The organism is Streptomyces sp. NPDC051218 (assembly GCF_044455475.1).
Lineage (GTDB): Bacteria > Actinomycetota > Actinomycetes > Streptomycetales > Streptomycetaceae > Streptomyces.
Map to the genome: position 1 here is coordinate 1004144 of NZ_JBITEU010000001.1, position 15250 is coordinate 1019393.

Below are 15250 nucleotides of genomic sequence, written 5' to 3' on the forward strand. Positions count from 1 at the left end.
TCTCCCTAGGGAATACGTGCGCGCTTGGCCAGGGGAACGTCAGTGATCTACCCGGGCATTCCCCGATACCGCGCACTGAGGGCACATGCGAGGATCGTAGACATTCGTACAGGTCGTGCGATCCACGACTTACACCTGCGAGTACAAGGGAGTACCGCCCGTGCCCGGTGAGAATCTTTCCCGCGACGAGGCCCAGGAAAGGGCCGCCCTGTTGTCCGTCGACGGGTACGAGGTCTTTCTCGACCTGCGCTCCGCGATCGGCGAGAGCGACCAGGAGCCGCGCACGTTCCGCTCCGTCACCACCCTGCGCTTCCGCTCCGCCGAACCCGGCGCCACGAGCTTCGCCGACCTGATCGCGCCGAGCGTCACCGCGCTCTCCCTCAACGGCAAGGACCTCGACCCCGCCGAGGTCTTCGACGGCACCCGGATCACGCTGGAGGACCTGGCCGCCGAGAACGAACTGGTGGTGGACGCCCAGTGCGCCTACAGCCGCACCGGCGAGGGCATGCACCGCTTCGTCGACCCGGAGGACGGCGAGGTCTACCTCTACACGCAGTACGAGCCCGCGGACTCCCGGCGTGTCTTCGCCAACTTCGAGCAGCCCGACCTGAAGGCGCCTTTCCGTTTCGAGGTGCGGACTCCGGAGGGGTGGACCGCCTGGTCGAACGGCGCCGGTGAACTGGCCGACGGAGTCTGGAAGTTCGCCGAGACGAAGCCGATCTCGACGTACATCACGGCGGTCGTCGCGGGCCCCTACCACTACGTGACGGATTCCTACAGCCGCACCTTCGACGACGGCACGACGCTGGACATCCCGCTCGGCGCGATGTGCAGGAAGGGGCTCGCGAAGCACTTCGACGCGGACGACGTCTTCCTGGTCACCAAGCAGGGACTGGACTTCTTCCACGACAACTTCGACTACCCCTACCCCTTCGGGAAGTACGACCAGGCCTTCGTCCCGGAGTACAACCTCGGCGCGATGGAGAACCCCGGCCTCGTGACCTTCCGCGAGGAATTCATCTTCCGCGGCAAGGTGACCCAGGCGTCGTACGAGCGCCGGGCCAACGTCATCCTGCACGAGATGGCGCACATGTGGTTCGGCGATCTCGTCACCATGCGCTGGTGGGACGACCTGTGGCTCAAGGAGTCCTTCGCCGACTTCATGGGCGCCTTCTCGATGGTCGAGGCGACGCGCTTCACCAACGGCTGGATCACCTTCGCCAACAACCGCAAGGCGTGGGCGTACCGCGCCGACCAGCTGCCCTCCACGCACCCGGTCACGGCCGACATCCGCGACCTGGAGGACGCCAAGCTCAACTTCGACGGGATCACGTACGCGAAGGGTGCGAGCGTCCTGAAGCAGCTCGTCGCCTACGCCGGGCGTGACGCGTTCCTGGAGGGCGCCCGCCGCTACTTCAAGCGGCACGCGTACGGGAACACCCGCCTCGGTGACCTCCTCTCCGTCCTGGAGGAGACCTCCGGGCGCGACATGGCCACCTGGTCGCAGGCCTGGCTTCAGACGGCGGGCGTCAACTCCCTGACGCCTCAGGTCCTGCTGAACGCTGAGGGGCGGATCACCGAGCTCTCCGTGATCCAGGAGGCCGCCGAGTCACACCCCGAACTGCGCCCGCACCGGGCGGCGGTGGGACTGTACCGCCGCACGCCCGAGGGCGAGCTGACGCGGTACGCGCGTGCGGAGCTGGACGTCGAGGGGCCGCGCACGGTCGTGGCCGAGCTGGCCGGCGAGGAGGCTCCCGACCTCGTCCTGGTCAACGACGACGACCTGACGTACTGCAAGATCCGCTTCGACGAGAACTCCCTGGACACGCTGCGCGCGCACCTCGGCGACATCACCGACCCGCTCGCCCGCGCGCTGTGCTGGACCGCGCTGTGGAACCTCACCCGGGACGCGGTCATGCCCGCGCGGGACTTCATCGGTCTCGTGCTGCGGTTCGCGGGGCGTGAGAGCGACATCGGCGTGCTGCAGATGCTGCACACCTGGGCGGACTCGGCCCTGACCTTCTACGCGGCCCCCGAGTGGCGCGAGGAGGGCGGGCGCGCCCTCGCCGAGGGCGCGCTGCGGGAGCTGCGGATCGCGGAGCCCGGCAGCCAGGACCAGCTGACGTGGGCGCGGTTCTTCGCCGCGGTGGCGTCGTCGGACGCCGATCTCCAGCTGCTGCAGGGACTCCTCGAAGGCACCGCGAAGATCGACGGACTGGACGTCGACCAGGAGCTGCGCTGGTCCTTCCTCGGTCCGCTGGCGGCGCACGGCCTCGCCGACGAGCGGGTGCTCGCCGCCGAGCTGGTCCGTGACGACACCGCTTCGGGCAAGCGGCATCAGGTGCGGTGCCTCGCCGCGCGGCCGTCCGAGGCGGTCAAGGCGCAGGCGTGGGCCTCCGTGGTCGAGTCGGACTCCCTGTCCAACGCGCTGGTGGGGGCGACGATCGCGGGGTTCGCGCAGGCGTCGCAGCGGGAGCTGACCGCTCCGTACGCGCCCCGGTACTTCGCCGCCATCGAGCGGGTGTGGGCCGAGCGGTCCATCCAGATCGGCATGGACGTGGTGAGGGGTCTCTTCCCCATCCTCCAGGGCGACCAGGAGACGCTGGACGCGGCGGACCTGTGGCTCGACTCGCACGAGTCGGCCGCGCCCGCCCTGCGGCGGCTCGTGCTGGAGGCCCGGGACGACCTCGCCCGGTCGCTGCGGGCGCAGGTCTGTGACGCGGCGGCCGCTTCCTAGGCCGAGGGGGGGAGCGACTGCCGGAACGTACCGAGCACAAACGGACCTTTTCGGCAGTCGAACGTCTGCACTTTAGTGCGGGGTTGTCCGGTTATGTCGACGGGCGTGTAACAGCGGTTAGGGGGCGGATCGGCAGCGGGAATGGCCCGGTCATGAACCACAACACCCCGCTCTCCCCCCGCCCCCTCCGCCACCTCGCCGCGGTCCAGCGCCGCGTCATGAGCACCGCCCAGCTCCGCGCCCACGGCATCTCCCCCGCCGACATCACCGCCCACTGCCGCCCCGAAGGGCCCTGGCAGCAGCTGCTCCCCGGAGTCTGCCTGCTGCATCCGGGCCCGCCGACCAGTGAAGAGCGCCTGCACGGCGCCCTGTTGTTCGCGGGGCGGCCGCCGGCCAAGGTGGCGAAGACCGTGCCGGCACAACCCGGCGCGGGCGAACTCCACGCCCCGTACGCCGACGCCCTGGTCACGGGGCTCGCCGCGCTCGCCCTGCACCGCTTCTCGTCGGCTCCCCCACTGCTCTCCCTCGACCACATCGACGTCCTGGTCCCGCGCACCCGGCGGCTGCGCTCCACCGGGTTCGTCCGGCTCGTGCGCACCCCGGCGCTGCCGACCGCCGTACAGATCGGCGGAGTTCCGGTGGCCCCGGTGCCGCGCGCGCTCGCCGACGCCGTGGCGGGGCTCACCGAGGCGGCCGCCGTGCGCAGACTGCTCACCGAGGCGGTGCGCGGCGGGCACTGCGAACCGGCGGCCGTCGTAAGGGAGTTGAACCAGGCGAAGCTGCTCACCCGCCCGCATGTCGTGGACGCCGTGGACTCGCTGCTCGCCGAGGGCCGCGCCATCGCCGAGGACCGGCTGTACCGGATGGTCACCGAGCACGCGCTGCCCGATCCCCTGTGGAACGTCGACCTGCGACTGCCGGGCGGACCGCATCTCGGAGGCGTCGACGCCTACTGGCCCGATCTGGCCGTCGCGGTCGAGCTGGACACGCGGGCACCCCGGCAGGGATTCCGCCAGGACGACGACGCGCTGTGGTCCGAATACGCCCGCAAGCGCGAGCACTTGGAGCGGCTCGGCATCACCGTCGTCCACCTGACGCCCAAGAAGCTGCGCGAGTCGCTCGAACAGCAGGCGACCGTCGTACGGACCGCCCTGATGGCGTCGGGCGATCGCGATCCGGCGGCGTACGTGGTCGTGCTCCCCAGGTAGGACCCTGGGGCGGGGCGCACGACGGGCCCCGCCCCCTGCGCGTCACTTGCCGCAGAACTCGGCGTTCAGAATCGCGTACAAGTCGCCTTCCATGCTGTTGAAGTTGGCGGCGAGCGCGTGGCGGCCGTCCTCGGACGACAGCATCATCGTCGTCGAGCCGTGCACATCGCCGCCGTTGCCCCAGACGACCTTGCCGCACTTGGTCGTGCGGCTCACCAGGCCGAGCCCGTACCCCTCGTCGTCGTTGCCCTCTTCCTGCGGGACGGTCTTCTTCATCTCGGCGAGCTGCTTCTTCGGCAGGAGTTTGCCGCGCAGCAGGGCGGTGTTGAAGACGTTCAGGTCGGCGGAGTTGGAGATCATCCCGCCCGACGCGCCCATCATGGACGGATTCAGCTCCGTCACGTCGTGGGTCCTGGCGTCCGGGGCCTTGGACAGTTTCATGTACGCGCGTGAACTCGGCGTCGGCAGACCGAACTCCGTACTCGGGGGCACGCTGGTGCCACTCAGCTCCAGCGGCTCGATGATGCGCCGCCGGATCTCGTCCGCGTACGTCTCGCCCGTCACCTTCTCGATGATCATGCCGGCGAGGATGTAGTTGGTATTGGAGTAGTGCCAGTCCTTGCCGGGCTCGAAGTCCGGCTCGTGGCGCATGGCGATGGCGACGTGCTGCTCGGGAGTCCAGGTGTCGTAGCGGTGGGCGAGGAACTTCTCGGTGAACACCGCGTCCTGGAACCCGGGGTCGGTCAGTACGTCGTAGATCCCGCTGGTGTGGTTGAGGAGCCTGCGCACCGTGATGCGGTCGCCGTCGTGGCCGTTGCCCTCGACCACGCCCGGCAGCCACCGCCCCACCGTGTCGTCGAGGCTCAGCTCCCCCTCGGCCACCAGCTGGAGCAGCACCGTGGAAAGGAACATCTTGCTGATGCTGCCGATGCGGTAGTGGTCGTGGGCGCCGCGCGGAGTCTGCCGCTCGACGTCCCCGATGCCCGCTGCCGAGTCCCAGGCTCCGCGCCTGTCCTTCACCTGGACCGTCACGCCGGGGGCTTCGTCGTTGACCGCGGCTTCCATCGCCCGCTGCGTCGCCCGGTGCCGGTCACCGTGCCCGCCACCGGACTCCCCCGCGAACGCCGGCCCCGCGAACACCCCCGCCGTCACCGCCATGGCCACCCCCGCGGCCACGCCCGTCAGGCCTCTCCTGCGTACTGCCATGTCTCCCCCTCTGTTCACACCGTTCGGACGGCGGGAGGGACTCGGCGGACGGGTGAGGAGGTTGAACGCCTCGCGCGGGTTGAGCGGTTTTCAGCCCTTCTTGAGGATCAGTTCCGTGTTCCGGTCACCCGGCTCGCCGCCCAACGCGGGCTTCGCACCAGGGGCGTTGAAGGAAAGCTCGCGATAGAGCGCCGCGAGGCCGGTCTGGGAGAGGTCGGCGTAATCCGTGCGGTGCGGGGCCGACGATTCGATGAGGGTGGTGAAGAGGGAGATCGTGCCGTCGTGGTTGTCGCTCAGCTCCACCACGCGGGCCAGCTGCGGGAAGTCGATGTGCGAGGCCGTGGAGACCTCCCAGAAGGAGCCGTCCGGGGTCTGGTGCGCCGTGATCTTGTTCTTGTGGCTGTGACCGTTGACCCAGGCGAGGACGGACCGGTGGCGGCCGAGCAGCGCCACGATCTCGTCGCCCCCGTGTCTGCCCTCGCGCGGGCGGTCCGGGTCCTGGCGCAGATTGCGCATGGTGCGGCTGGTGTGGTGGCTGAGGACGACGACGTACGAACCGCCGCCGTCCTTCTCCTCGTTGGCCTTCAGCTCCCGCTCCAGCCACTCCATCTGGGCCCTGCCGAGCGAGCCCTCGTAGTGGCCGCCGGGATCCGTCGAGTCCAGGCTGATGCCGAGGACGTCCTCGCTGATGCGGAAGGAGTAGTACTGGGTGCCCGCGTCGAGGTTCTCCTGCGTGTAGCCGTGGCCCGCGGGGCCGTGGCCCTTGTACGCGGGGTCGAGATGGGCCTGGACGTACTCGGCGGGGGTGAAGGGCGCGCGGCTCTCGTCCGGGGTGACCGAGCGCATCCGCCGGGCCTCGCTCTTCAACAGCTCCTTGAACTGGGAGCCCTTGGGATCGCGGCCCTTCTTGACGGCCTTCCACAGGGCGGCGCCCCGCGACTCGTCCAAGGACATCAACTTCCGCCCGCCGACGGCGAATTCGGAGAAGTACGAGTCTCCGGGGCCCCAGCAGCCGCCGGGCAGCGCGTCGTGGTTGCCGACGGTCGAGTACCAGGGCAGGCCGAGGCCGGGGCTGTTGACCTCGCGGAGCGCGGCCTCCAGGAAGCCGTCGACCTGCGGGAAGCCGAGGGCCTTGTCGGAGTCGCGGAGGTCGCCGTCCGGGTGCCAGTACAGCTTCAGGCCGCTGTCCTGGACGCCCTCGTAGCGGCGCGGGTCACCGGTGTTGGGGGTGATGCGCCCGCCGCTCATGGTCTTGAGGAACCAGTCGAGCTCGGAGCGGGAGTTGTTGTCCGTGTTGTCTCCCGTCGTCACCACACAGTGCAGCGGCGAGCCGGTGGCGGGCGCGCCGCGCAGCCCGTTGACCCGCTCGACGAGCGCGACCGCGCCGGCCACCGAGAGGGCCTCCTGCGGGCGCCAGGCGCTCGCCGTCTGGGCGCGCAGATACTCGTACCGCAGCGGGTGCTGCACGTCGACCAGGTGCAGGTCGGTGAACTGGACGAACGCGGCGAGCGGGGTGCGGCGCCCCTCGCGGCCGTTCTTGGCCGCGGCGAGATCACCGCGGACCACACGCTCCCAGGCGGGACCGTCGCCGAGCCGCCGGTAGCCGGAGGCGCCGCGCGGGGTGGCGACGGCGCCCAGCGTGGTGCCGCCGCGGTAGGGCGCGAGCGGCGCGGCGGGCGCCTGCCGGGAGAGCGCGACCGGGGCGGGCCCGCGCGCGGCGGCGGCATGGCTGGTGGCGGGTCTCAGGGCGTAGCCGATGCCCGCAGAGACGGAGATGGCTCCGGTGGCCGCGAGGAAGGCGCGGCGGTCCACCGAAGAGGCGGCACCGGCGGCGGTATGGGTGGCGGACTGGGCGGCGGACTGGGCGGCTGTGGCGACAGAGCGTATGCGCGACATGGCGCGGTCTCCCCGATTGCGAACGCGTCGGCAGTGGTCGCGGGCAGCTCCGCACCAGGCGAAATTCCCGCTCGTACTGGATCGTTGGCATCCGGGATGACCTGCACGTTAACGAGACCGCAACGGGCAACGCCGATCACCGTACGTGGATCATCCGGCACCCTGCGCGGTCACGCACCCCTCTCCGGGCGGAGAGGAAGCGGTCACTCCACGTTCATCTTTCGGGGAAGGGAAGGCCCTGCGAAGCCTCAGGAAGATGCCGTCAGGTGTCCGTCGTCGGGCCGGGTGCGCCACAGGCCGAGCCCGACGTCGACGAGGCCCACCCGGTCGAGTCCGGGGACGTCGCCCAGGGCGTGCCAGGCCGCGAGATCGGTGGAACCGTCCCGCTCGTGGCGCAGCTCGCCGCCGGTGATGCGCGCCTCGTAGACGATCCGCAGGCCGTGGAAGTCGGCGACGGCTCCGAGCTTGCGCGGGTAGCGGCGGCGCAGTGAGTCGATGCCGAGGAGTGCGCGGGGCTCGATGACGTACCCCGTCTCCTCGTCGGCCTCGCGGATCACCGTGTCGTACGGGTCCTCACCGTGGTCCATTCCGCCGCCGGGCAGCGTCCAGCGCTTGCTGCCGTCGCCCGCCACCCAGCGGGCGAGCAGCAACTGCCCGTCCTGCACGCATACGGCGTAGGCCGCCACCCGGAGCTCTTTGTTCACAGAGTGACGCTAGTCCTCTTGGGTGGGATTGGCAGGAGAGTACTCCGGTGCGGACCAGCCCAAGGGGTTCGCGCAGTAGGTCTCCACCGCCTCGGTGAGGGTGAAGCGGACCGTGCGGGAGCCGTCGTCGGCATGGTCCGTGCGAGCGGTGCCGGTGAGCTGGAGGGTCGTGCCGGTCGCCCAGTCGAGGAAGAGGAGGCCGGCGCGGGGGTCGTCGGCGAGGTTGCCGAGGGTCAGGAACATGGAGTTGCCGGGGTAGTCCCGCCAGGTGAGTTCATAGGGGGAAGGGACCTGGACGAAGCCGGGATTGCCGCCCCGGTGGCCGGCGTCGGCGCCCTTCGCGTGGACGGTGGCGAGGAAGAAGGTGTCCGCATCCGCCAGGAACGCGCGCTGATCGCCGGTGAGCTTCACTCCGTGGCGAGGCGCCTTCGGGCGAGCCGCCATGACGCCCGGCGAAAGCTGCCGCTTCTGGATGTACTTCGGGCAGTTCGAGAAGACCTGATCGGCCTCGATCGCCAGGCCTCGGGGGGTCGGCCGCGCCCGGCCGTTCAGCCGCAGGCGCCGCCGGGTGCGGGGGTCCAGGGCGATGGTGCCGACGGGGGTGCCCTCCTGGGCGAGGGCCCGCGCGAGGGGGTCGGTCTCGCGCGGGCGGCCCGCGACCGACATCTGACGCGGCCCCGTGGCCCGCACGAACCCCGGTTCTCCGGTGAGCAACGAGGCCCAGACGGCGCCCGCCGGGTCCGCGCCGCCGATCACGAGCATGGGCTGGAGTTCGAGAAAGGCGGCGGCGACGGGACGGATCCCGTCCCCGATGGACCGGCCCACGTGGTCGGCCAGTTCCCGCACGCCGACGCGGTCCTGAACGGCGCGGGAGCCCTGGTGGTACGGGTCGTACGGGTCGTATGGGTCGTACGGGGTCATGGCACTCCCCTTGCCGGCGGCGGCCCACCCTGCGCGGGTAACCCGTGACAGTGACTTTAATGGTTAGACTCGGATCGAGTCAACCAGTCACGTACCCTTTGCTGGTTAGCCTTGAAGGGAGCCCCCATGACTGCCGCGCCCCGCGACCTCCACGACCCCCGCCCCCTCGTCGGCGAGCCGCTCTCCCTCGATCTGCTCAACACCCGGTGGACGGCGGACGGCGGGCGCCAGGATCTCCTGGACGGCACCGAAGGGCTGGCCGTCTGGCTCGCGGCCAACCGGCTCGACGACCGCTTCGGCGCGGACGAGGCGACGCTGGAGCATGTGCTGCGGGCGCGCGACGCGATCTCCACCGTCGTGGACGCCCCGGATGCGGCGGCGGGGATCGCCCGCGTCAACAAGATCCTCGGGCACGGGCGGATCCGGGCGACCCTGACCGCCGAAGGCCCCGGCGAGGAGCCCGAGTTCAAGGACGCGACGTGGGGCGCGGCCTGGCTGGCGGCGCGGGACTACCTGACGCTGCTCACCACCGCGCCCGACCGGATCCGCCCCTGCGCGCACGAGGCCTGCGTCCTGCACTTCTTCGACACCTCGCGCAACGGCACGCGCCGCTGGTGCTCCATGGCCGCCTGTGGAAACCGGGCGAAGGCCTCCCGGCACTACGCCCGCGCCCGCGAGGCCTGAATCACCCGCTATGTCACCGATGGCGCATGGCGGAATTACGCCACGCTCCGATCCTCTCCGGACAACTCTCCCCAAACAGCAGTCACTTACGTAAGGCTGAGCGGTCATCCGGTTCCGGATTCCGGACCTTTCGACCTTTACGTACAGGGATGCTGATGCACAGATCCAGTGCTAGACGCACGACCCGTCTCGCGATAGCCGTCGGTCTGACCGCCGCGCTCTCCGCCGCCGGTCCCATACCCATGGCCCTCGCGGCCGACGGAGGCCCCGGCGACCCCGGGGGCCAGGCAACCCCCAAGTCCGCAGCGAAGAAGCTGGGTTCGGCCGATGCCGACCTCCTCGCCGACGCGAAGGCGGAGGGCGAGAAGACCGTCACGATGATGGTCGCCACCGCGCCCGGCGCCACCGAGCAGGTCGCCGACCAGCTCGACGCCGTCAAGGGCGGTTCCGTGGGCCGGACGTACGACAAGCTCGGCTACGTACGCGCCACCGTGCCCACCGGCAAGGCCGAGGCCGCCATCGAGGCGGCGGGCAAGCTGTCGTCCGTGCACGCCATCGACCTGCGGCACGAGATCGAGCTCGACGACCCGACGCCCGCCGCCGACCGCGCCAAGGGCGCGAAGAAGGCGGCCGAGGGGACGTACGCCGGGCCCGGCAAGAACACCCCGGCGAAGAACCCGTACAACCCGTCCTTCGAGACGGGCGCCGTCGACTTCGTGAAGAAGCACCCGAAGGCGGACGGCCGCGGCACCACCATCGGCATCCTCGACTCCGGCGTCGACCTGGGTCACCCCGCGCTCCAGAAGACCACCACGGGCGAGCGGAAGATCACCGACTGGGTGACCGCGACCGACCCGATCGTGGACGCGGACGGCACCTGGCGGCGCATGACCAACCCCGTCACCGGCCCCGTGTTCACCTGGGACAGCGAGACGTGGCAGGCCCCCGCGGGCTCCTTCCAGGTCAACCGCTTCCGCGAGTCGGCCACCGTCGGCGGCGACGCCAACGGCGACATCAACCGCGACGGCGACACCACCGACAGCTGGGGCGTGCTGTACGACCCGGCCGCCGGCACCGTCCGCGTCGACCTGAACGACAACAACGACTTCACCGACGACGAGACGATGAAGCCGTACAAGGACGGCCACCAGGTCGCCTACTTCGGCAAGGACGACCCGGCGACCGACGTCGTCGAGCGCGTCCCGTTCGTCGTCGAGATCCGCAAGGACGTTCCGACCGACCCGTACGGCGGCGACTGGGTCGGAAAGAAGGCCGACTTCGTCAACATCGGCGTCATCGAGTCCGAGCACGGCACGCACGTCGCGGGCATCACCGCGGCCAACGGCCTGTTCGGCGGCAAGATGAGCGGCGCGGCGCCCGGCGCCAAGCTGGTCTCGTCGCGCGCCTGCACCTGGTCCGGCGGCTGCACGAACGTCGCGCTCACCGAGGGCATGATCGACCTGGTGACGAAGCGCGGCGTCGACATCGTGAACATGTCGATCGGCGGCCTCCCGGCACTGAACGACGGCAACAACGCGCGCGCGGAGCTCTACAAGCGCCTCATCGACGAGTACGGCGTCCAGCTGGTGATCTCCGCGGGCAACTCGGGCCCCGGCGCGAACACCATCGGCGACCCCGCCCTCGCCGACAAGGTCATCTCCGTCGGCGCCTCCATCTCCAAGGAGACCTGGGCCGCCAACTACGGCTCCGCCGTCGAGAAGAAGTACGCGATGATGCCGTTCTCCTCGCGCGGCCCGCGCGAGGACGGCGGCTTCGCGCCGATCATCTCCGCGCCGGGTTCGGCCATCAACACGACGCAGACCTGGCTTCCGGGCTCCCCGGTCACCGAGGCGGGCTATCAACTGCCCGCCGGTTACTCGATGTTGCAGGGCACGTCGATGGCGTCCCCGCAGGCCGCGGGCGCCTCGGCGCTGCTGCTCTCCGCCGCGAAGCGGGAGAAGGTCGACCTGACCCCGGCGAAGCTGCGCACCGCGCTCACCTCGACCGCGGACCGCATCCGGGGCGAGCAGGCGTACGCGCAGGGCACCGGCCTGATCAACGTGGTCGACGCCTGGAACGCCATCGAGGACGACGCGAAGGCGCACACGTACACGGTGAAGGCCCCGGTCGACACCGCCCTGGAGCAGGAGCTGAAGAAGCCCGGCACCGGCATCTACGACCGTGAGGGCGGCCTGAGGACCGGCCAGAAGCGGACGTACGACGTCACGATCACCCGCACGTCGGGCCCGGACCGCGGCATCCGCCACGAGCTGGACCTGGTCAACAACCACGAGCGCACCTTCGAACTGCCCGGCAAGGGCGCCGTGACGCTGCCGCTGAACAAGCCGGTCACGGTCCAGGTGGAGGCGAAGGCCAAGTCGGCCGGTCTGCACAGCGCGATCCTGACGGTCGACGACGAGCGTTCCGAGGGCATCGACCAGCAGATCATGTCGACGGTCGTCGTCTCGTCGCCGCTCGCCAAGCCGTCGTACACCTTCTCCACGTCGGATTCGACGCAGCGCAACAGCACCGAGTCGTACTTCGTCACCGTCCCCAAGGACGCCAAGTCCCTCGAGGTGGCGCTCGGCGGCCTGAAGGGCAAGAGCCAGACGCGGTTCATCGCGGTGCACCCGTACGGCGTCCCGGTCGACTCGACGTCGTCGCTGACGTGCTACGCGAACTACGAGAACCCGGCCAACACCTGCCGCCCCGACCTGCGTTCGTACCCCGAGCCGCAGCCCGGCGTGTGGGAGATCGAGGTCGAGTCGCGCAGGACGTCGCCGCTTCTGGACAACCCCTACAAGCTGGACGTCTCCGCGCTGGGTGTCGCCTTCGACCCCGCCGTGCAGACGGTGCCCGAGGCGAAGGTCGGTACGCCGGCGCCCGTCTCCTGGAAGGTCACCAACAACTTCGCCGCGGTGGACGGCAAGTTGAAGGGCGGCCCGCTCGGCTCCGCGAAGGCGGCGAAGCCGTCGATCAAGCAGGGTGAGACGCAGACGACCACGGTGGTCGTGCCGGCGGGTGCGGAGCGGCTCGACGTGGCCATCGGCTCGACGGCCGACACCGCGGCCGACCTCGACCTGTCGGTCTCGAAGGACGGGGCGGTCGTGGGCTCGTCGGCGGACGGCGACTCCGAGGAGTCGGTCAGCATCACCAAGCCGGCGGCGGGTACGTACGAGATCGAGGTGGCGGGCTACTCGATCCCGTCCGGCACGACCGCGTACGACTACCGGGATGTCTTCTTCTCGGGCGCGCTGGGCTCGGTGAAGGTGGACGAGTCGGCGCCGGTGAAGCTGGCGAACGGGGCTTCCGCCCAGGTGACGGCGGAGGTCGCGGCGGACGCGCCTGCGGCGGAGGGGCGTCAGCTGTTCGGTGAGGTGTCCCTCTTGAACGGCCGGGGGACGGTTGCCGGCACGGGCAGTGTCCTGATCGAGAAGGTGACTCCCTAGGTGTCTGACGCCGGCCGGGCCGAGAATCAGCCCGGCCGGCGTTTGAGGCCATCTCCCCCGACCTCGACCCCCACCTCATGCACCGCATTACGCGCCCCCGCGAGCGGCTGCACGCGCCCCGCGAGATCCCGCGCCCGGCAGCGGATCGAATGCCGCCCAGCAGCCAACTCCCGCACTAGGGAGAACCGTTGCCACGTCGGCCCGGCGCCCGGCGGGGCCACCGCGGCCGTCTCCCAAGGCCCTCCGTCGACCGATACCTCGACGCTCACGACCTCCGTCGTGCTCCACGCCCGGCCACTCAACTCCACCTCACCGGAAGGGAGTTGTGCACCCTCCTCCGGCACGAACAACTTGCTGCTCACGTCGACCTCCCGCACCGGGCCCGGGGACGACTCCCCCGGCAGGACACGGTTGTAGAGCCGCGTGGTGAACAGCCCCTCCGGCCTGCGGTCCGCCAGGACGACGCGGGTCAGCCATTTCACCGAGTTCGTGCCGAACATCCGCGGCACCACCGCCCGCAGGGGAAACCCGTGCTCGGGACGGAGCGGCTCGCCGTTCATCCGGTGCGCGAGGAAGACATCACCGCGGGCCACCGACAGGGGCAGGTCCTTGACGTACGTGACGCCGTCCTGCCCCTGGAAGGACCCCGTGTCCGCGCCCTCGAACCAGACGTGCCGCGCGCCCGCGCCGGGCACCGCACGGTCCAGGACCGCGGCGAGCGGCACCCCGGCCCACTCCACCTGCGCCACCGCCCGCGTCGGCACGTCCGGCGCGAAGGGGCTCCCGAAGCACTCGTGGAAGGCGGCGAGCCGCTGCGTCCCGAGGGAGAGAACGGCGGCCATGTCGAGGCGCAGCGGGTGCTCGACGAGCCCCTCCACCACCAGCGCCCAGTCGGCGACGTCGATGTCCGGCACACCCAGGTGCTTCCGCACGAAGACGTCGTCGGTCGGCGTGAAGTCGGGCTCGGGCGCGGGCACTTGGGGACTCATGTAGTAACCATAAGCAGACATAGACCCTTACATCCAGCACATTCGGGCGCGTTCAGCACCGCATCCCCTCCGCTCGCGGCAGCGCCCGCTCGATCCACGCCCGGTCCTTGGCGATGTCCGCCCCCCGCGTGGCCCAGATGTCCGGTGACGCCTCGTCCTTCGGGATGCCGATCAGGGTCCGGTCGCCCGCGCGGAGCCGCGGGTCCACGTCCACGTCCATCACGAACGTGATCTGTTTCTTGCCACCGGCCGGCTTGTAGTAGCGGGAGACGTCCAGGACGATCCGCTCCTGCTCCGCTCCGGGGATCGGCTCGACCCGGTTCACCGTCCCCTCGACGATGAGCCGCGCGCAGGCCACGTACCCCTCGGGCGAGAGATCCTCCGCGGCCCCGCCGCCGGCGTCCTTGCTGTCTCCCTGGGCCCCCTTCGCCGCGTCGGAGTCCGAGCTGCCGCTGATGCCCCCTCCGCCCTCCATCGCCAGCCAGGCGGTCCCGCCCACCAGCGAGACGGCCGCCACGGTCGCGGCGAGGCCGAGCGCCACCTTCGCGCCGTACCGCCGCAGGGCCCCGGGCACCCCGGGGGTTCCGGCAGGACGTACGCCGATCCGCCGATCCGGCACCGCCTCCGGCGCCGCCAGCGCCCGGCCGGCCACCCCGATGTGCTCCCGGAGCAGCGCGACATCCGCCACGGCCGCCGCGTACTCCGCCGCGCACTCCGGGTCCTGTCCGGCGGCGGCGGGCAGGGGCTCGTCCATGAGGGCGAGCATCAGCGCGTCGTATTCGTTCCCGGCCACGTCGTCCTCGGCCACCGTCACACCACCTCGCCCTCGTGCAGCCGAGTCCGCAGGACCCGTACCGCCGTATGCAGCCTGCTCTTGACCGTGCCCTCCGGAATGCCCAGTTCGTCCGCTATCGCCCGTACCGGCAGATCGGCGTAGAAGCGCAGGACGACAACCTGCCGCTGCGGGTCGGGCAGCGCGTCCAGGCCCTGGGTCACGGCCATCGACAGGGCCCGCGACTCCGCCCCGTCCTCGTCCGTCGCCTCCCGCCACAGCACGGCAAGCCGCTCCCCGAGCCGTTCCTGGCGCCGGCGCGCCCGATGCCAGTCCATGGCGAGGTTGGAGGCGACGACCGCCGCCCACGCCGACACGTCACGCGGCGCCTCGTGCCCGTCCGCCGCGCGCTCCAGGAGCTTGAGCCTGACCTGCTGGACACCGTCGGGCAGATCGGCGTACGGCACCCCGCCGAGCGCGAGCACCGCCCGCACCCGATCCTCCTGAGCCGCGTCAAGCGGATCGGCCCCCTCGTGCCGTGACGCGCGGCGCGCCTTTCTACGCAGCAATGTGCCCTCCCGTCCCCCACCTTCCCCCTACGACGCCAGGGCGGGCCAAAACGTTCGCCGCGATGAGACGGTCCCTACGTCGGACCATGGCAGGCGGAACGAACGTACGGACTCA

The 15250-nt window shown here is 70.7% G+C and carries 11 protein-coding genes; 4 read left to right on the plus strand and 7 right to left on the minus strand.

Annotated features, from left to right (window positions below; genetic code table 11):
- Nucleotides 1–160 precede the first annotated feature (160 nt).
- Together pepN and ACIBCK_RS04600 are read left to right on the plus strand one after the other, a co-directional pair.
- Entirely contained in the window at nucleotides 161–2737 is a 2577-nt protein-coding gene (pepN, locus tag ACIBCK_RS04595; RefSeq protein ID WP_399386652.1) for an aminopeptidase N, read from the plus strand.
- 152 nt (nucleotides 2738–2889) lie between these two features.
- Complete coding sequence (locus ACIBCK_RS04600) at nucleotides 2890–3945, plus strand: hypothetical protein (RefSeq protein WP_399386654.1); 1056 nt, start codon at nucleotides 2890–2892, stop codon at nucleotides 3943–3945.
- Between the two features lie 42 nt (nucleotides 3946–3987).
- Here ACIBCK_RS04600 and ACIBCK_RS04605 read toward each other — a convergent pair whose 3' ends face one another.
- The 4 genes from ACIBCK_RS04605 to ACIBCK_RS04620 all read right to left on the minus strand — a co-directional run bounded on the left by ACIBCK_RS04605 (nucleotide 3988) and on the right by ACIBCK_RS04620 (nucleotide 8672).
- Nucleotides 3988–5151 (minus strand): serine hydrolase domain-containing protein, encoded by a 1164-nt coding sequence (locus tag ACIBCK_RS04605; protein ID WP_399386656.1) that lies wholly within the window; start codon nucleotides 5149–5151, stop codon nucleotides 3988–3990.
- A gap of 90 nt (nucleotides 5152–5241) precedes the next feature.
- Entirely contained in the window at nucleotides 5242–7047 is a 1806-nt protein-coding gene (locus tag ACIBCK_RS04610) for a TIGR03767 family metallophosphoesterase (protein WP_399386658.1), read from the minus strand.
- Nucleotides 7048–7295: 248 nt separating this feature from the next.
- Nucleotides 7296–7751 carry an NUDIX hydrolase gene (locus ACIBCK_RS04615; protein ID WP_399386659.1) on the minus strand — a complete coding sequence of 152 codons (456 nt, stop codon included), beginning with the start codon at nucleotides 7749–7751 and terminating at the stop codon, nucleotides 7296–7298.
- 9 nt (nucleotides 7752–7760) lie between these two features.
- Nucleotides 7761–8672, minus strand: coding sequence for a pyridoxamine 5'-phosphate oxidase family protein (locus ACIBCK_RS04620; RefSeq protein WP_399386660.1), 912 nt, complete (start codon nucleotides 8670–8672; stop codon nucleotides 7761–7763).
- A 126-nt stretch (nucleotides 8673–8798) separates the two neighbouring features.
- Here ACIBCK_RS04620 and ACIBCK_RS04625 point away from each other — a divergent pair, with 126 nt between their 5' ends.
- Together ACIBCK_RS04625 and ACIBCK_RS04630 are read left to right on the plus strand one after the other, a co-directional pair.
- Nucleotides 8799–9356: a CGNR zinc finger domain-containing protein gene (locus tag ACIBCK_RS04625; protein ID WP_399386662.1), complete on the plus strand. Its 558-nt coding sequence runs from the start codon at nucleotides 8799–8801 to the stop codon at nucleotides 9354–9356.
- Between the two features lie 155 nt (nucleotides 9357–9511).
- On the plus strand, nucleotides 9512–12805 hold the full coding sequence (locus ACIBCK_RS04630) for a S8 family serine peptidase (RefSeq protein WP_399386664.1): 3294 nt from the start codon (nucleotides 9512–9514) through the stop codon (nucleotides 12803–12805).
- 26 nt (nucleotides 12806–12831) lie between these two features.
- Here the strand turns inward: ACIBCK_RS04630 and ACIBCK_RS04635 are convergent, their stop codons facing one another.
- Genes ACIBCK_RS04635 through ACIBCK_RS04645 form a run of 3 tightly spaced genes read right to left on the minus strand, consistent with a single transcriptional unit; the run spans nucleotide 12832 to nucleotide 15135 of the window.
- Nucleotides 12832–13794, minus strand: a complete 963-nt coding sequence (locus ACIBCK_RS04635; protein WP_399386665.1) for a molybdopterin-dependent oxidoreductase — start codon at nucleotides 13792–13794, stop codon at nucleotides 12832–12834.
- 52 nt (nucleotides 13795–13846) lie between these two features.
- On the minus strand, nucleotides 13847–14602 hold the full coding sequence (locus tag ACIBCK_RS04640; protein WP_399386667.1) for a hypothetical protein: 756 nt from the start codon (nucleotides 14600–14602) through the stop codon (nucleotides 13847–13849).
- 2 nt (nucleotides 14603–14604) lie between these two features.
- The gene (locus tag ACIBCK_RS04645) at nucleotides 14605–15135 is read right to left on the minus strand and encodes a sigma-70 family RNA polymerase sigma factor (RefSeq protein WP_399386668.1); all 531 of its coding nucleotides are present in this window, start codon (nucleotides 15133–15135) and stop codon (nucleotides 14605–14607) included.
- Between the last annotated feature and the right edge of the window lie 115 nt (nucleotides 15136–15250).

What these genes read in the sequence shown, in the direction of transcription:
- ACIBCK_RS04600 (WP_399386654.1), top strand. Translation starts at nt 2,890, where the DNA reads ATGAACCACAACACCCCGCTCTCCCCCCGCCCCCTCCGCCACCTCGCC.
- ACIBCK_RS04605 (WP_399386656.1), bottom strand. Translation starts at nt 5,151, where the DNA reads ATGGCAGTACGCAGGAGAGGCCTGACGGGCGTGGCCGCGGGGGTGGCC.
- ACIBCK_RS04610 (WP_399386658.1), bottom strand. Translation starts at nt 7,047, where the DNA reads ATGTCGCGCATACGCTCTGTCGCCACAGCCGCCCAGTCCGCCGCCCAG.
- ACIBCK_RS04620 (WP_399386660.1), bottom strand. Translation starts at nt 8,672, where the DNA reads ATGACCCCGTACGACCCATACGACCCGTACGACCCGTACCACCAGGGC.
- ACIBCK_RS04625 (WP_399386662.1), top strand. Translation starts at nt 8,799, where the DNA reads ATGACTGCCGCGCCCCGCGACCTCCACGACCCCCGCCCCCTCGTCGGC.
- ACIBCK_RS04630 (WP_399386664.1), top strand. Translation starts at nt 9,512, where the DNA reads ATGCACAGATCCAGTGCTAGACGCACGACCCGTCTCGCGATAGCCGTC.
- ACIBCK_RS04635 (WP_399386665.1), bottom strand. Translation starts at nt 13,794, where the DNA reads ATGAGTCCCCAAGTGCCCGCGCCCGAGCCCGACTTCACGCCGACCGAC.